13 protein-coding genes and 1 pseudogene are annotated in these 15,694 nt (G+C 73.2%); 7 read left to right on the forward strand and 7 right to left on the reverse strand.

Going from position 1 to position 15,694, the window contains the following annotated elements:
- Nucleotides 1-91 precede the first annotated feature (91 nt).
- Entirely contained in the window at nucleotides 92-1,018 is a 927-nt protein-coding gene (locus MMF93_RS20920) for a DeoR/GlpR family DNA-binding transcription regulator (protein ID WP_274709485.1), read from the forward strand.
- Nucleotides 1,019-1,109: 91 nt separating this feature from the next.
- Here MMF93_RS20920 and MMF93_RS20925 read toward each other — a convergent pair whose 3' ends face one another.
- Nucleotides 1,110-2,891: an ATP-binding protein gene (locus MMF93_RS20925; RefSeq protein ID WP_242753785.1), complete on the reverse strand. Its 1,782-nt coding sequence runs from the start codon at nucleotides 2,889-2,891 to the stop codon at nucleotides 1,110-1,112.
- Between the two features lie 431 nt (nucleotides 2,892-3,322).
- On the opposite strand from MMF93_RS20925, the gene MMF93_RS20930 reads away from it, so the two are divergent.
- Nucleotides 3,323-3,787: a hypothetical protein gene (locus MMF93_RS20930; RefSeq protein WP_423835629.1), complete on the forward strand. Its 465-nt coding sequence runs from the start codon at nucleotides 3,323-3,325 to the stop codon at nucleotides 3,785-3,787.
- On the opposite strand, the gene MMF93_RS20935 is transcribed toward MMF93_RS20930, so the two are convergent.
- From MMF93_RS20935 to MMF93_RS20950, 4 genes are all read right to left on the reverse strand, one after another.
- Nucleotides 3,762-4,379, reverse strand: a complete 618-nt coding sequence (locus MMF93_RS20935) for a Maf family protein (protein WP_242753791.1) — start codon at nucleotides 4,377-4,379, stop codon at nucleotides 3,762-3,764. The genes MMF93_RS20930 and MMF93_RS20935 overlap by 26 nt on opposite strands.
- A gap of 61 nt (nucleotides 4,380-4,440) precedes the next feature.
- Nucleotides 4,441-4,578: a morphogenic membrane protein MmpB gene (gene mmpB / locus MMF93_RS20940; protein WP_181856385.1), complete on the reverse strand. Its 138-nt coding sequence runs from the start codon at nucleotides 4,576-4,578 to the stop codon at nucleotides 4,441-4,443.
- 104 nt (nucleotides 4,579-4,682) lie between these two features.
- On the reverse strand, nucleotides 4,683-4,928 hold the full coding sequence (locus MMF93_RS20945) for an acyl-CoA carboxylase subunit epsilon (protein ID WP_242753794.1): 246 nt from the start codon (nucleotides 4,926-4,928) through the stop codon (nucleotides 4,683-4,685).
- 10 nt (nucleotides 4,929-4,938) lie between these two features.
- Entirely contained in the window at nucleotides 4,939-6,525 is a 1,587-nt protein-coding gene (locus MMF93_RS20950; RefSeq protein WP_242753796.1) for an acyl-CoA carboxylase subunit beta, read from the reverse strand.
- A 445-nt stretch (nucleotides 6,526-6,970) separates the two neighbouring features.
- Here MMF93_RS20950 and MMF93_RS20955 point away from each other — a divergent pair, with 445 nt between their 5' ends.
- The 4 genes from MMF93_RS20955 to MMF93_RS20970 all read left to right on the forward strand — a co-directional run bounded on the left by MMF93_RS20955 (nucleotide 6,971) and on the right by MMF93_RS20970 (nucleotide 11,584).
- A complete protein-coding gene (locus tag MMF93_RS20955; RefSeq protein WP_242753799.1) occupies nucleotides 6,971-7,822 on the forward strand; it encodes a biotin--[acetyl-CoA-carboxylase] ligase in 852 nt (283 codons plus the stop codon).
- Nucleotides 7,823-8,010: 188 nt separating this feature from the next.
- Complete coding sequence (locus MMF93_RS20960) at nucleotides 8,011-9,303, forward strand: adenylate/guanylate cyclase domain-containing protein (protein WP_423835486.1); 1,293 nt, start codon at nucleotides 8,011-8,013, stop codon at nucleotides 9,301-9,303.
- 105 nt (nucleotides 9,304-9,408) lie between these two features.
- Nucleotides 9,409-10,209, forward strand: a complete 801-nt coding sequence (locus MMF93_RS20965) for an enoyl-CoA hydratase/isomerase family protein (protein WP_242753804.1) — start codon at nucleotides 9,409-9,411, stop codon at nucleotides 10,207-10,209.
- 133 nt (nucleotides 10,210-10,342) lie between these two features.
- Nucleotides 10,343-11,584, forward strand: a complete 1,242-nt coding sequence (locus tag MMF93_RS20970; RefSeq protein WP_242753805.1) for a GGDEF domain-containing protein — start codon at nucleotides 10,343-10,345, stop codon at nucleotides 11,582-11,584.
- 121 nt (nucleotides 11,585-11,705) lie between these two features.
- Here MMF93_RS20970 and MMF93_RS20975 read toward each other — a convergent pair whose 3' ends face one another.
- Nucleotides 11,706-12,569 (reverse strand): alpha/beta fold hydrolase, encoded by an 864-nt coding sequence (locus MMF93_RS20975; RefSeq protein ID WP_242753807.1) that lies wholly within the window; start codon nucleotides 12,567-12,569, stop codon nucleotides 11,706-11,708.
- A gap of 133 nt (nucleotides 12,570-12,702) precedes the next feature.
- Nucleotides 12,703-13,272, reverse strand: a pseudogene (locus MMF93_RS20980) (TetR/AcrR family transcriptional regulator); the annotation flags it as partial.
- A 234-nt stretch (nucleotides 13,273-13,506) separates the two neighbouring features.
- Here MMF93_RS20980 and hutH point away from each other — a divergent pair.
- Nucleotides 13,507-15,054 (forward strand): histidine ammonia-lyase, encoded by a 1,548-nt coding sequence (gene hutH / locus MMF93_RS20985; protein ID WP_242757685.1) that lies wholly within the window; start codon nucleotides 13,507-13,509, stop codon nucleotides 15,052-15,054.
- The last annotated feature ends 640 nt before the right edge of the window (nucleotides 15,055-15,694 follow it).

Genomic DNA, 15,694 nt, shown 5'->3' on the forward strand with positions numbered 1-15,694 from the left:
TATACCACGTTGGGTGCCCTCCTACGAACAACTTCTGTTAATCGGCGCATACCGCTGAAAGCAGACGGTCGTTGGCGTTACTGTCAGTTTCGTGTTCGCTGCGGAACGTCGTCAATTGATCCTTGAAATGGTGCGCGCCAACGGGGCGGTCTCGCTCCGGGAGCTCGCCCGCGTCGTCCAGACCTCCGAAGTGACCGTGCGCAGGGACGTACGGGCGCTGGAGGCAGAAGGACTGCTCGACCGCCGGCACGGCGGCGCCGTGCTCCCTGGCGGTTTCACCCGTGAGTCCGGCTTCCCCCAGAAATCCCATCTGGCCACCGCCGAGAAGACGGCCATCGCCGACCTCGCCGCCGGCCTGGTCTCGGAGGGCGAGGCCGTCGTCGTCGGAGCCGGTACGACGACTCAGGAGCTCGCGCGGCGGCTCGCGCGGGTGCCCGGGCTGACCGTGGTCACCAACTCGCTGCTGGTGGCGCAGGCGCTGGCCCACGCCAACCGGGTGGAGGTGGTGATGACAGGCGGCACGCTGCGCGGGAGCAACTACGCGCTCGTCGGCAGCGGCGCCGAACAGTCACTGCACGGGCTGCGCGTCTCCCGGGCCTTCCTGTCGGGGAGCGGGCTGACCGCCGAGCGGGGCCTGTCCACCTCCAACATGCTCTCCGCGAGCGTGGACCGGGCGCTGGTACAGGCGGCCGGGGAGGTCGTCGTGCTGGCCGACCACACCAAGCTGGGGACCGACACCATGTTCCAGACGGTGCCCACCGATGTGATCACCCGACTGGTGACGGACGAGCCGCCGCCGCACGACGACCGTGCCGAGACGGAGTTGCAGGCGCTCGCCGACCGCGGGGTGCAGGTCGCCGTCGCGGGCTCCGCCTCCACCGGGCGCGGCCGCCAGGACGTGCCGATGCCCACCCCGCGGCGGGCCGCCGCGCAGGGCGGGAGTCCGCCCCCCACCCACCTGCGGCCCACGGCCGCACCGGGCCCCCGGGTGGCCGACCTGGCACCGCGCCGCCGCTGACGCACAACGCGCCGTCGGCGGTGCCGGGCCCCCGCGCGGGGGCCCGGCACCGCCGACGGCGTCAGGGAAGGTGGGCGGCGCTCGCCGCGGCTCAGTCCTTGATCTCGCAGATGACGGCGCCGGAGGAGACCGAGGCGCCGATCTCCGCCTTGAGGTCCTTCACGGTGCCGGCACGGTGGGCGTTGAGCGGCTGCTCCATCTTCATCGCCTCCAGGACGATGACCAGTTCGCCCTCCTCGACGACCTGACCCTCCTCCACGGCGACCTTCACGATGGTGCCCTGCATGGGGGAGGCGAGCGCGTCACCCGAGGCCGCGGAACCGGACTTCTTGGCGGCCTTCCTGCGGGGCTTGCGTGCGCCGCCCTCGACCGCGGCACGCGCCAGCGGCATGCCCAGCGACGAGGGGAGGGAGACCTCCAGGCGCTTGCCGCCGACCTCGACGACGACCGTCTCGCGGGTCGCCTCCCCGGCGTCCTCGTCCTCGCCCGCCGACGGCGCGAACGGCTTGATCTCGTTGACGAACTCCGTCTCGATCCACCGGGTGTGGACGTCGAAGGGCTCGCCGGCGCGGCCGGTGATCTCGGGGGCGAACGCGGTGTCGCGTACCACGGTGCGGTGGAAGGTCAGCGCGGTGGCCATCCCGGACACCTCGAACTCGTCCAGCGCGCGCGCCGCCCGCTCCAGGGCCTGGCCGCGGCTCGCGCCGCTGACGATCAGCTTGGCCAGCAGCGAGTCCCACGCGGGGCCGATGACCGACCCCGACTCCACACCGGCGTCCAGCCGCACACCCGGGCCCGAGGGCGGCGCGAACGTGGTGACCGTGCCCGGGGCCGGGAGGAAGTTGCGGCCCGGGTCCTCGCCGTTGATACGGAACTCGAAGGAGTGACCGCGCAGCGGCGGGTCGTCGTAGCCCAGCTCCTCGCCGTCGGCGATGCGGAACATCTCGCGGACCAGGTCGAGGCCCGTGACCTCTTCGGTGACCGGGTGCTCGACCTGGAGACGGGTGTTGACCTCCAGGAAGGAGATCGTGCCGTCCTGGCCGACGAGGAACTCGCAGGTGCCCGCGCCCTCGTAGCCGGCCTCGCTCAGGATCGCCTTGGAGGCGCGGTACAGCTCGGCGTTCTGCTCGTCGCTCAGGTAGGGGGCCGGGGCCTCCTCGACGAGCTTCTGGTGGCGGCGCTGGAGGGAGCAGTCACGGGTGGAGACGACCACGACGTTGCCGTGCTTGTCGGCCAGGCACTGGGTCTCCACGTGCCGGGGGCGGTCGAGGTAGCGCTCGACGAAGCACTCGCCGCGGCCGAAGGCGGCCACCGCCTCGCGCACGGCCGAGTCGTACAGCTCGGGCACTTCCTCCAGCGTGCGCGCGACCTTCAGGCCGCGGCCTCCGCCGCCGAAGGCCGCCTTGATGGCGATGGGCAGGCCGTGCTCCTCGGCGAAGGCGACGACCTCGTCCGCGCCGGAGACCGGGTCCTTGGTGCCGGCGACGAGCGGGGCCCCGGCGCGCTGTGCGATGTGCCTCGCCGCGACCTTGTCGCCCAGGTCGCGGATGGCGTGCGGGGGCGGCCCGATCCAGTTGAGCCCCGCGTCCAGGACCGCCTGCGCGAACTCGGCGTTCTCCGACAGGAATCCGTAACCGGGGTGGACGGCGTCAGCGCCCGAGTCGGCGGCGGCCTTGAGGACCTTGGTCATGTCCAGGTAGCTGGCTGCGGGGGTGTCACCGCCCAACGCGTAGGCCTCGTCGGCCACCCGGACGTGGAGTGCGTCCCGGTCCGGCTCGGCATAGACGGCGACACTCGCGATTCCCGCGTCCCGGCACGCGCGGGCGACGCGGACGGCGATTTCGCCGCGGTTGGCGATGAGCACCTTGCGCACGATGACTCCCTCCTTGAAACAAGCTGAGTTTAGGTACTGGCGACACCTGACGCCGAGCCGCCCAGGGGGGTGAGCTTGCCCACACGGAGTGTCATGCGCGTCTCGCGCGGAACCGGATCTCCCCTCGTCATCCCACGGTACGCCGCTTTCGGGCACGGGTTGTCCGACTCAGGAGTGTGGGCTAACTCTCTGTCCCGGTGGTTCGGTGAAACCGGGGGTCTTTGTGGATTCCCTACGAGAGGAGAAGCGAAATTTTGCTGTGCGCCGTTTCCCTTGCCCCGGCATGTACCCGCCAGTAGCGTTCGCCCTGGCGAGTACACGTACCCGGAGTAACCCGGGCGCGTCGAGCGGGCGGGCCGCAACAGGCGTCCCGCCGAGGGAAGATGCAAGCCACAGAAGGGGTGGGCGCGGTGCCAGTGCGCAGACGAGCGGTGGCCGCGGTGACGGCGTTGGTGCTGACGCTGGAGGCCGTCGTACTCGTAGGACTCAATCTCTTCCTCGGCAAGGTCGCCGACGTCCAGCAGATGTCGCTGGCGGGCATCGAGCCGCGCGCCATGACGATCTCCGCGGTGATCGGCGCCGTGCTGGTCGGCGGCTACGTGCTCACCTGCGCGCTGATCCTCGCCCGCACGGCGATCCGCGACCTGCCGCCGCGCGGGTTCTGGCGCATCGTGCTGATCAGCTGCGCCGTCGTCCACGGTGTGCTCGGCGCCTTCTGTGTCGGCCTGGTGGGGTGGACGGCCTTCGTGGTGCTGATGGCCGTCCTCGGCCTCATCGTGTGGTCGCTGACCTGGTACGGCGCAGGCGACGACGAGCACGTCGAGCGGGCGCCCGCAAGCCGGGATGCGGCCGCCCCCGCGCAGGGCGAGGTCAGCGCGCCACCCACAGGTCGGTGACGGCGACCCCCAGCTTGGCCAGCAGCCTGCGCAACGTCGGCAGCGAGAGCCCCAGCACGTTGCCGTGGTCGCCCTCGATGCCCTCGACGAACGGGCCCGAGCGGCCGTCCAGCGTGAAAGCGCCCGCCACGTGCAGCGGTTCGCCGCTCGCGACATAGGCGGCGACCTCCTCGTCGGACGGTTCACCGAAGTGCACCGTCGTCGAGGCCGTCACCGAACAGCGCGCCTGAGCCGTCCGGGTGTCGACCACGCAGTGCCCGGTGTGCAGCACACCCGAGCGGCCCCGCATGTCCTTCCAGCGGGCCGCCGCCTCCGTCGCGTCCGCCGGCTTGCCCAGCGCCCGCCCGTCCAGCTCCAGCACCGAGTCGCAGCCCACGACCAGCGCCCCCGCCGCCTCGGCGCGGCCCGCCACCTCCGCCGCCTTCGCCTCCGCCAGCACCCGGGCCAGCTCCGAAGGGGTCGACGCGTCGATCGCGTCCTCGTCCACACCGCTGACGACGACCTCCGGCGCCATCCCCGCCTGCCGCAGCAGCGCGAGACGGGCAGGGGAAGCGGAGGCGAGGACGAGACGCGGAGAGTTCATGCGAGCCATCGTAAGGACCCGCAGGACGTGCCGCGCGCCCCCGCGCACGCGCCCGGCGTCCCCGGGCGGCTCACGAGTAGGCCACCGACAACAGCAGCAGCATCACGACCGCCACCACCACCAGCAGCACCCAGCCGAGACGGTGCACCTTCTCCTGGGCCCTGCGCAGTTCCGGCGGCGGCTCGTCGCGGGGGTCCGACCACAGCATGCGCCCCATGGTGGGACCGCGCGGGCGCCCCCGCCTGAGTACGCGTACTCAGATGCGGACGCCCCGCGGCCACCGGATGCCCCGGCGGGCACCGGCCCTGCCCCTCACCCCGGCCAGTACGTACGGTGCCAGGCGCCCGGGCCCGGCTGCGGCAGCCGGCGCGGCACCGTACGCGCCGGCGACGACCACGCCCCCGGCACCCGGCGGCCCGGCTCACCCGGCGCAACGGCCGACGCGCGGGCCCGCACCACCGCCAGCGCGGCAGCCAGCTCCTCGGGCGTCGGATTGCCCCGCACGACCCGGATGGGCGGCTCCATGGGCTGGGGGGACGTCTCCTGGGAATCCGTCATCGCGGCCTCCTCACAGCGGGATGTTGCCGTGCTTCTTCGGCGGCAGCTGCTCGCGCTTGGTACGCAGCGTGCGCAGACCGCGGGTGATGTGGCGGCGGGTCTCGGCGGGACGGATCACCGCGTCCACATAGCCGCGCTCGGCCGCCACGTACGGGTTGAGCAGCGCGTCCTCGTACTCCTGCGTGAGCTGGGCGCGCAGCTCCTCGGTCTCCTGCGGGGTGCCGGCGGCGGCCAGCTTCTTGCGGTGCAGGATGTTGACCGCGCCCTGCGCGCCCATGACGGCGATCTGCGCCGTCGGCCAGGCGAAGTTGAGGTCCGCGCCCAGGTGCTTGGAGCCCATCACGTCGTACGCGCCGCCGAACGCCTTCCGCGTGATCACCGTGACCAGCGGCACCGTCGCCTCCGCGTACGCGTAGATCAGCTTGGCGCCGCGCCGGATGATCCCGTCGTACTCCTGATCGGTCCCCGGCAGGAACCCCGGCACGTCCACGAACGTGAGGACCGGCACGTTGAACGCGTCGCAGGTACGCACGAACCGCGCTGCCTTCTCGCTCGCGTCGATGTTCAGACACCCCGCGAACTGCAACGGCTGGTTGGCCACCACACCGACCGGCTGGCCCTCGATCCGGCCGAACCCGGTGACGATGTTCGGCGCGAACAGCGCCTGCGTCTCCAGGAACTCCCCGTCGTCCAGCACGTGCTCGATGACGCCGTGCATGTCGTACGGCTGGTTCGCCGAGTCCGGGATGAGGGTGTCCAGCTCCCGGTCCTCGTCCGAGGTCTCCAGATCCGCCTCTTCGGCGAAGACCGGCGGCTCCGAGAGGTTGTTGGACGGAAGGTAGGAGAGCAGCGCCTTCACGTACTCGATGGCGTCCTTCTCGTCGCCCGCCAGGTGATGCGCGACGCCGGACGTGGCGTTGTGCGTCCGCGCCCCGCCCAGCTCCTCGAACCCGACGTCCTCACCGGTGACCGTCTTGATGACGTCGGGCCCCGTGATGAACATGTGCGAGGTCTGGTCCACCATCACCGTGAAGTCCGTGATGGCGGGCGAATAGACGGCTCCGCCCGCGCAGGGGCCGAGAACGAGGGAGATCTGCGGAATCACGCCGGAGGCGTGCGTGTTGCGGCGGAAGATCTCCGCGAACAGGCCGAGCGCCGCCACGCCCTCCTGGATACGGGCGCCGCCGCCGTCGTTGATCCCGATGACCGGACAGCCCGTCTTCAGCGCGAAGTCCATCACCTTGACGATCTTCTCGCCGTAGACCTCGCCCAGGGCGCCGCCGAAGATCGTGAAGTCCTGCGAGAACACGCAGACGGGGCGGCCGTCGATGGTGCCGTAGCCCGTGACGACACCGTCGCCGTACGGACGGTTCGCCTCCAGGCCGAAATTCGTCGAACGGTGGCGGGCGAACTCGTCCAGCTCCGTGAAGGACCCCTCGTCCAGCAGGAGTTCCACGCGCTCGCGCGCGGTCAGCTTGCCCTTCGCGTGCTGCTTCTCCACCGCGCGCTCCGAGCCCGCGTGCACGGCTTCCTTCGTGCGGTGCTCGAAATCCGCGAGTTTGCCCGCGGTGGTGTGGATGTCGAGGTCGTCGGACATCTCGGAGGGCTCCTAACCGTCACGGGGTGGCTACCGATCCGTAGGCTATCTGCGGCAAGCCCGTTACGGAGTGCGTCATTGACCACACCGCCAGCCCCCTTTCCCTGTCACAGCACCCTCTCTCCCCGTCTCCGAGCCCCTCTCACCCAAGAGCAAACCCCCACATACCCCCGGGGGCTCCTAGGGGGGCGAAGCCCCCGTAGCGGGGGGCCGTTGGGGGGCGGAGCCGCCCCAACGCCTGGTCGGCGAGACCCCGGGGCTTGGGGGCGGAGCCCCCAAACAGAGGGTGCCCCTCGGGGGTGGGCGGCCCACAGAAAGACGGAGGCCAAGGGGGGCCCGCCCTACAAGGAAGGGGCGAGGGGCGAAGCCCCCACAAAGAACGGGTCCAGGGGCCGGGGGCCCATGGGCGGGGGGAACAGCCGAGGGCGGCACATAGTGTGGCGGCATGACGCCCAACCGCTGGTCGGACCTGTCCCGCCCCCCGCTCAACCAAACAGCCCTCCGCCGCGCCCTCCTCCACGAGGAGAACCCGTTCTGGACGCACCTGGAGGTGCTGGAGTCCGTCACCTCGACCAACACGGAGCTGGTCTCCCGCACCCGCGCGGGCGAAGCCCGCCCCGGCACCGTCCTCGTCGCGGAGGAGCAGACCGCGGGCCGAGGCCGCCTGGGCCGCGCGTGGAGCGCACCGGCCAAATCGGGTCTGTTCTTCTCCGTACTGCTGCGTCCGCACGCGCCAGCCGAGCGCTGGGGATGGATCCCGCTCCTCGCGGGCGTCGCCGCGGCGGGCGCGCTCGCCCGCACGGCGGGTGTCGACACGGGGCTGAAGTGGCCGAACGACATCCTGGCCACGGGGGCGGACGAGGAGCGGAAGATCGGCGGCATCCTCGCTGAGCGGGTGGACGGCGAACACGTCGTGCTCGGCATCGGGCTGAACGTCACTCTGCGCGAGGAGGAGCTGCCGGTCCCCACGGCGGGCTCGCTCGCCCTCGCGGGCGCCCAGGGCACGGACCGCGACCCGATCCTGCGCGCCGTGCTGCGCGCGTTCGAGGACTGGTACGGCCGCTGGACGGCCGCGGACGGCGATCCGGCGTCCTCCGACGTCCTGGAGGCGTACGCGGCGGGGTGCGTGACGCTGGGCAGGTCGGTACGGGCGATGCTGCCGGGCGGGGAGGAGCTGCTGGGCGAGGCCGTGGCCGTGGACGGGGACGGTCGGCTGGTCATCGCCTCGGAACAGGGCGTGCAGCGTCCGGTCGCGGCCGGTGACATCGTCCATCTGCGTCCGGCGACCGGTAAGTGAGGTAGCGCACAACTGCCGTATGGTGGGCAATCGGCGGTGACATCGGGTGCCATCGGGCGCCGGGGTCCGGCTCACGGGCGGTGCCGGTGTGCCGCCGCGAGCAGGAGCGGCAAGAGGAACGGAAGGGCTGTGCGCAGGGACGACGCGAGGGCGCGACGCCACGTCGCGGAGGGTGCGGGGAGCCCCCGGTGACCGCGGACGATCCGGGTGCGCCCCAGCAGGGGCAGCCGGCCGGCTCCCGGGAGGACGACCCGGCGAGCGGCGGGGACGCCGACCCCCAGCGCACCGAACCCGAGCGCGCCGATCCCGAGCGCGCCGATCCCGAGCCCGTCGGCGAGCGCCCCGACCCCGCGCCCGCCGGCGAGCGCGCCGGCCCCGCGCGCGCCGCCTCGCAGGACCCGGTCCAGGCCAACTCGTTCGCCGAGGACGTCGGCGAGGCGGAGATCGTCGAGGACGACACCGATCCCAGCGCGCTGCGTATCGAGGAGCTGATCCTCGGCTCCGCGCGGCAGTACACCCCGTTCCAGGCGGCCCGTGCGGCGGGCGTCTCGATGGAGCTGGCGTCCCGTTTCTGGCGGGCGATGGGCTTCGCCGACGTCGGCCAGGCGCGCGCGCTGACCGAGGCGGACGTACTGGCACTGCGGCGGCTGTCCGGGCTGGTCGAGGCGGGGCTGCTGAGCGAACCGATGGCAGTGCAGGTGGCCCGGTCCACGGGGCAGACCACGGCGCGGCTCGCGGACTGGCAGATCGACTCGTTCCTGATGGGGCTGACGGAGCCGCCCGAGCCGGGGATGACGCGCAACGAGGTCACGTTTCCGCTGGTGCAGTTGTTGCTGCCGGAGCTGGAGGAGTTCCTGGTCTACGTCTGGCGCCGCCAGCTCGCGGCGGCGACCGGGCGGGTCGTGCAGGTCAAGGACGACGACGAGATGGTCAACCGCCGCCAGGCCATCGGCTTCGCCGACCTGGTCGGCTTCACCCGGCTGACCCGGCGCCTGGAGGACGAGGAACTGGGCGAGCTGGTGGAGGCGTTCGAGACGACCGCGGCCGACCTGGTGGCCGCGCACGGCGGGCGGCTCATCAAGGCGCTGGGCGACGAGATCCTCTACGTCGCGGAGGACGCGGGCACGGCCGCCGAGATCGGCGTGCGGCTGATCGAGACGATGGCGAACGACGAGACGATGCCGGAGCTGCGCGTCGGCATCGCCTTCGGCACGATGACGACCCGGATGGGTGACGTCTTCGGCAACACGGTCAACCTCGCCAGCCGGCTGACGTCGATAGCGCCCAAGGACACCGTGCTGGTCGACGGCGCCTTCCGTGCCGAGCTGACGGCTTCGGGGGCCGCTCCCGAGTCGGAGAAGGAGAGCGAGGACCTGTCGGGTTTCCGGTTCGCGCTCCAGCCGCTCTACCAGCGCCCCGTGCGGGGTCTGGGCGTGGTGGAGCCCTGGCTGCTGAGGCGGCGCACCCCGCCGGGACCCTGACCGCCTGCTGCGCGCGGGCGGCCGCCGGTGTCCGGGCGGCCTCCGGGGCCCGGGGTAGGGGGTTGTCCCCCGGGAGAAGGTAGCGCGAGCGCTATCGTGACGGCCATGGACCATGGCGAGCAGGTGTTCGGGGAGTGGGTGCGGGTCCGCAAGGACGGGCACGTCGCCGAGTTGGTGATGGATCGGAAGGCGGCCATGAACGCCGTCTCGACGGCGTTCGCGGGCGCGCTCGCCGACGCGTGCGCGGCCCTCGCCGCGGACGGCGACGTGCGGGCGACGGTGCTGACCTCCACGCATGAGCGCGCGTTCTGCGTCGGCGCCGACCTCAAGGAGCGCAACGCGCTCAGCGACGCGGAACTGGGTGCCCAGCGTCCGTACACCAGTGCGGCCTACCGGGGCGTGCTGGAGCTGCCGATGCCGACCCTCGCCGCCGTGCACGGCTACGCGCTGGGCGGCGGCTACGAGCTGGCGCTCTCCTGCGACCTGATCGTCGCCGACCCCTCGGCCGTGGTCGGGCTGCCCGAGGTGTCCGTCGGCGTGGTGCCGGGCGGCGGCGGCACCCAGCTGCTCCCGCGCCGGGTGGGCGCGGCCCGCGCCACCGAGCTGATCTTCTCCGCGCGCCGGGTGGCGGCCGAGGAGGCGCACGCGCTCGGTCTCGTCGACCAGCTCGCCGAGGCGGGCGAGGACCGCGCGCAGGCGCTGGCCCTCGCCGGGCGGATCGCGGCGCACTCGCCCGTGGGGCTGCGGGCCGCCAAGCGCGCGCTGCGCACCGGATGGGGCATGGACCTGCGGGCGGGCCTCGAGGTGGAGGAGGCCGCCTGGCGCACGGTCGCCTTCTCCGGGGACCGCGCCGAGGGCGTCGCGGCCTTCAACGAGAGGCGGAAGCCCGACTGGCCGGGAGCCTGAGCGGCCTGCCTCCGCAGTTCCCCGGCACGAGATGTGTCAAGAGCGCCCCACCGCGCACGTGTCGTACGTAGAGTGAGGCCCTCCGTAGGGGGCCGCGCGGCAGAACGGCACGAAGCCTCCTAATCTTGGCCGTATGGGCCGAATACGTCAGGACGGGGACGCGGACACGCGCCTGAGCGCCGTCGTGGGGCTGTCGCAGGCCATGGCGGCGGCCCAGACCTCCGCCCCCGCACCGGCCCCGACCACCTCCGGCGCCGCACACGACCCCGAGGCCGTCGCCGCCCTCTCCCACCGGGACATCGCCCACGCGGCCGCGCGCGGCGCGTGTGAGGCGATGGGCGGCACGTTCGCGGCGATCTCCGTCTGGGAACGGGCGCGCGGGCGGCTGCGCGTCCTGGTCAACGTCGGGGACCGGGCGCCGGGAGAGGCCGAGTTCCCCGACGACGAGTCCTACCCCGCGCACGACTTCCCGCAGATCGCCGAGTCGCTGCACGAACGCTGGGCGGGCGGCGCCGGTGCCCAGGCCTGGGTGGAGGACGAGGAGGGACCGCTCAGGGACGGAGACGAGGCGGCGCCCGGCTACCGGCGGGTGGCGGTGTGGCGGCGCAGGGGCCGCGGCTCGGGCGTGATCGCCCCGATCGTGCTGCACGGGCGCGCCTGGGGCGAGCTGTACGTCGCCAGGGCCGCCGACGCGCCCGCCTTCACCAGGAACGACGCCGACTTCGCCGCTGTACTGGCCGCGCTCATCGCCTCCGGCATCGCGCAGAACGAACGGCTGGAGGAGGTCCGCCGCCTGGCCTACACCGATCCGCTGACCGGCCTGGCCAACCGCCGCGCCGTGGAGTCCCGGCTCGACGAGGCCGTCGAGCTGCACCGGGATCTCGGCACGGTCGTCAGCCTCGCGGTCTGCGACATCAACGGGCTCAAGGCCGTCAACGACCAGCAGGGCCACGAGGCGGGCGACCGGCTGCTGGAACGGTTCGCCGAGGTCCTGGCCGACTGCGCGGCGACGCTGCCCGGCGCCCTGGCGGGGCGGCTCGGCGGCGACGAGTTCTGTCTGCTGACCGTCGGGCCGACCGCCGATGAGGTGGTGCGTGCCGCCGACGACCTCTGCCACGGCGCGGCGGCACTGGAGCTGGGGGAGGGCGTGGCCTGCGGCGTCGCCTCCACCGGCGACCCGGTCGGTGACGTGCGCACGGCCCACCGGATCTTCCGGCTCGCGGACGCGGCCCAGTACCGGGCCAAAGCGCTGCGTTCGGGCAAGCCGGTGGTGGCGGGCCGCGAGGGCGGACCCGACGACCCCACGGTGCGGCTGGCCGCCGACCCCGCACCGCTGCCACCCGCCCCGGAGCGCCGCCGCTTCCGCCGCGGATGAGCCCCGGCGGCTCCAGGGGCCGGCCCGGTTCCAGGGGCCGGCGGCCGCGGTGTTCCGGCGGCGGAGGGACCCGGCTCCGGGCCCCAGCGCCAGAAGCCCCCACGCGGGCGGCGCGAGAAACCTAGTGGCCCGTCGGCGGCAGCGCCTCGGCCAGCGCCTGGGCGAAAGCGGCCGGGTGTTCGACGCAGCCCACGTGCCCGCCGGGGAACTCCCGGCACTCCGCGCCCACCGCCTCGGCCAGCGCGGTGGCCATCGTGTGCTGGAGCTGTCCGCGTGAGGCCCGGCCGACGGCGACGACCAGCCGGTCCGCCACCCCCTTCAGCTCCGTCAGGTCAGGGGCGTGGTGGCTGAAGGACCGCAGCACGTTGCGGAGGAAGTGCGCGCTGCTCGCCTCGATCGCGGCCCGCAGCCCGTCGGGCACGGGCGCGGGATCGCCCACGGCCGGGTCGTCGACGGGCTCCGGAGCGCCGAGGACGGCACCCATGCGGGCGTAGGCGGCGCCGACCCCCTCGCGCACGGCGGTCTCCTGGATGCCGGCGAAGGCGGCCAGGACGGGATGCGGGTCGGGCAGCACGCGGATCAGCGGCGGCTCGTGGGCGACGACGAGGCGCAGGCGCTCCGGATGCCGCGTCAGGAGTTCGACGGCGGCGACAGCGCCGGAGCTGGTGCCGAGGACGGTGGCGGGCTCGTCGGGGGAGAGCAGGTCGAGCAGGCGCCGCGCGTCGGCCGCGTGCACCTCGACCGCCTCTTCCTCGCCCGGGGAGTCCAGCGGGCTGCCGCTGATGCCGCGCGGCGCGTAGCTGGCGACGGTGAAGCGGTCGGCGAGCACCGGCGCGACGCCGTGGAAGACGTCCGCGTTTCCGGCGCCGCCCGGTATGAGCAGCAGAAGCGGCCCGGTGCCGCGCACTTCGTAGCGCAGGGTGGCGCCGGGGACGGGCAGGACGCCGACGCGCGGTGCGGTGGCGTCGGCGGACAGGTCACTCATGGGTCGTGCTCTCCTTCTCCGTGAGGTGCTGGTGAGGGTGCTGCCCGGTGCCGGCATCGGTATCGGTCTCTGTGCCGGTCTCCGTGCCGGTGTCCGTGCCGGTGGCCTGGACGTCCTCGCGCGGCTGGGGCGCTTCCGTACGGGGCCAGTTCGTCAGCACCTGGTGCAGGGCCTCCAGGGCGCGGTACCAGGAGGCGTCCAGTGAGCGCGGGTGGCTGAATCCGGCGCGGGTGTCCAGGTCGGCGTAGCCGTGGAAGACGCTGCGCAGCAGCCGTCCCGCGTCGGTCAGGTCGGGCTCTTGGAGGCCGTAGGCGCGCAGCATGCCCATGGTGAGGGCGACGCTGCGGCGGTGCCCTGCGGAGCGGGCGGCGAGGGCGGGGTCGATCTGAAGCTGCCCCGCGGCGTAGCGGCCCGGGTGGGCGAGGGCGTAGGCGCGGTAGGCGTCGGCGAAGGCGACCAGGGCGTCCTTGCCCGCGCGCCCCGCGACGGCGAGGGCGATGCGTTCGGTCATCTCGTCGGCGGCCAGGACGCACAGCCGGGTGCGCAGGTCGGCCAGGTTGCGCAGGTGGGAGTAGAGGCTCGCGTCGCGTACGCCGAAGGTGCGGGCCAGCGCGGACAGCGTCACGTTGTCCAGGCCCACCTCGTCGGCCAGTTCGGCTGCCGCCCCGACGATGCGCTCCACCGTCAGCCCCGCCCGCACCACGCGCCCCCGCCTCTCCTCATCGGCCCACATCGGCCCGCATCGGCCCACATCGGCCCCCATCGGCCCGCATCGGCCCGCATCGGCCCCCATCCGGCCGCATCGGCCCGCCCCGTCGCGTGCCGCCGCGAGCCTAAAGCTAGGAGCTCTAGGAAGGCACCTGCTTTTCCTAGGCTCGTCGGAGGTGGGCGACCGTGACAGATGGCAATTCACTCATTAGTGTTTCTGAATATGAATATGCACACTGTGGTCGTGGGGAGCTCGGGGACCACCCCGGAGGAGGTCATCGCCGTCGCCCGGGACGGCGCCCGGATCGAGCTGCACCCGGAGGCGGTCGAGGCGCTGCGCACCGCCCGCCGCTTCATCGACGACCTGGCCGCCAAGCCCGACCCCGTCTACGGCGTCTCCACCGGCTTCGGTGCCCTGGCCGTCCGCCACATCGGCCCCGAGCTCCGCGCCCAGCTACAGCGCAACATCGTCCGCTCGCACGCGGCGGGCATGGGCCCCCGGGTCGAGCGCGAGGTCGTCCGCGCGCTGATGTTCCTGCGGCTCAAGACGCTGGCCTCCGGCCGCACCGGCGTGCGGCCCGAGGTCGCCCAGACGATGGCCGACGTCCTCAACGCCGGCATCACCCCCGTCGTACACGAGTACGGCTCCCTCGGCTGCTCCGGAGACCTCGCCCCGCTCTCGCACTGTGCGCTCACCCTGATGGGTGAAGGCGAGGCGGAGGACCGTGACGGCGCGGTCCGCCCGGCAGGCGACCTGCTCGCCGAGGCGGGCATCGCCCCCGTCGAGCTCCGCGAGAAGGAGGGGCTGGCCCTCCTCAACGGCACCGACGGCATGCTCGGCATGCTGCTGATGGCCTGCGCCGACCTCGCCCGCCTGTTCACCAGCGCCGACATCGCCGCGGCGCTCTCCCTGGAGGCGCTGCTGGGCACCGACCGGGTGCTGGCCCCCGAGCTGCACGCCATCCGCCCGCACCCGGGGCAGGCGGCCAGCGCCGCGAACATGCTCAAGGTGCTGGCCGGCTCCGGGCTGACCGGGCACCACCAGGACGACGCCCCCCGCGTGCAGGACGCCTACTCGGTGCGGTGCGCCCCGCAGGTCGCGGGCGCGGGCCGGGACACCCTCACGCACGCCCGTACGGTGGCCGAGCGGGAGCTGGCGGCCGCCGTCGACAACCCGGTCGTGCTGCCGGACGGGCGGGTGGAGTCGAACGGGAACTTCCACGGTGCTCCCGTCGCCTACGTCCTCGACTTCCTGGCCGTGGCCGCTGCCGACCTCGCCTCCGTCGCCGAGCGCCGCACCGACCGGCTGCTCGACAAGAACCGCTCGCACGGCCTGCCGCCTTTCCTCGCGCACGACGCCGGGGTGGACTCCGGGTTGATGATCGCCCAGTACACGCAGGCGGCCCTGGTGAGCGAGCTGAAGCGGCTGGCCGCACCGGCCTCGGTGGACTCGATCCCCTCCTCGGCGATGCAGGAGGACCACGTCTCCATGGGCTGGTCCGCGGCGCGGAAGCTGCGGACAGCGGTGGACGGGCTCTCGCGGGTGATCGGCGTCGAGCTGTACGCGGCCGCGCGGGCCGTCGAGCTGCGCTCCCGTACGGCGGGCGCGGCGCCCGGTGAGGCGGCGCGCGCGGTGGTCGCGGCGCTGCGCGAGGCGGGGGCCGAGGGCCCGGGGGAGGACCGGTTCCTGGCGCCCGACCTGGGCGCCGCCGAGGCGTTCGTCAGGTCCGGCGCCCTGGTGGCGGCGGCCGAGTCCGTCACCGGGCCGCTGGCCTGATTCCGGCGGTCGGTCGGCTCCCCACCTGAGGCCGGTGGCCGGTCGCGGGACGGCGGGGCCGGTCCGACTCCGGCGGTCCCGGCCGGGCCCGGCGACTCCGCCCGGCCCGGCGGCCGTGCTCCCGTCCGACCGGTCCGGCCCGCCCGGCTCCGCCCTGGCCGCCCACCGGTCCGCTCTGGCCGCCCACCGGTCCGGCCTAGCCGGTCCGGGCGGCGTCCCGATCGTGTCCCAACCGCGTCACAGTGTCGCTGTGATGAGTGGGATGGTCAGGTTTTTCGGGGGTAGCGTTGGCTGTGGGGACGAACCAGAGGGCGCACAGTACTCCGCCGGCCGCCGCGGCGGTCGCCAGAGAGCGGCGGTGGACTGACAGCTTCGAGGGTCCGGCCTCGGACACGAAAAGGCCCTCCAGTGTGCGTCGGAACGGCGTACGGCTCGGGGCAGCGACGAACTGACCGTACGCGGGCTGATGTTACTGAGTGGTGGAGGAGATGGGGAAGGCATGCTTCCGCTCTTCCCGGGAACCGGAAAGGTTCCGTCCTTCTCGAACGGGACAGAACCACAACGGCTCTGTGCGCATCTAACGGGACAAGAGACGGAACGGCTCGCGAACGGGTCGGATACGTGTCCTAGACCACAGTTT

Source organism: Streptomyces tubbatahanensis (assembly GCF_022699385.1).
Classification (GTDB): domain Bacteria; phylum Actinomycetota; class Actinomycetes; order Streptomycetales; family Streptomycetaceae; genus Streptomyces; species Streptomyces diacarni.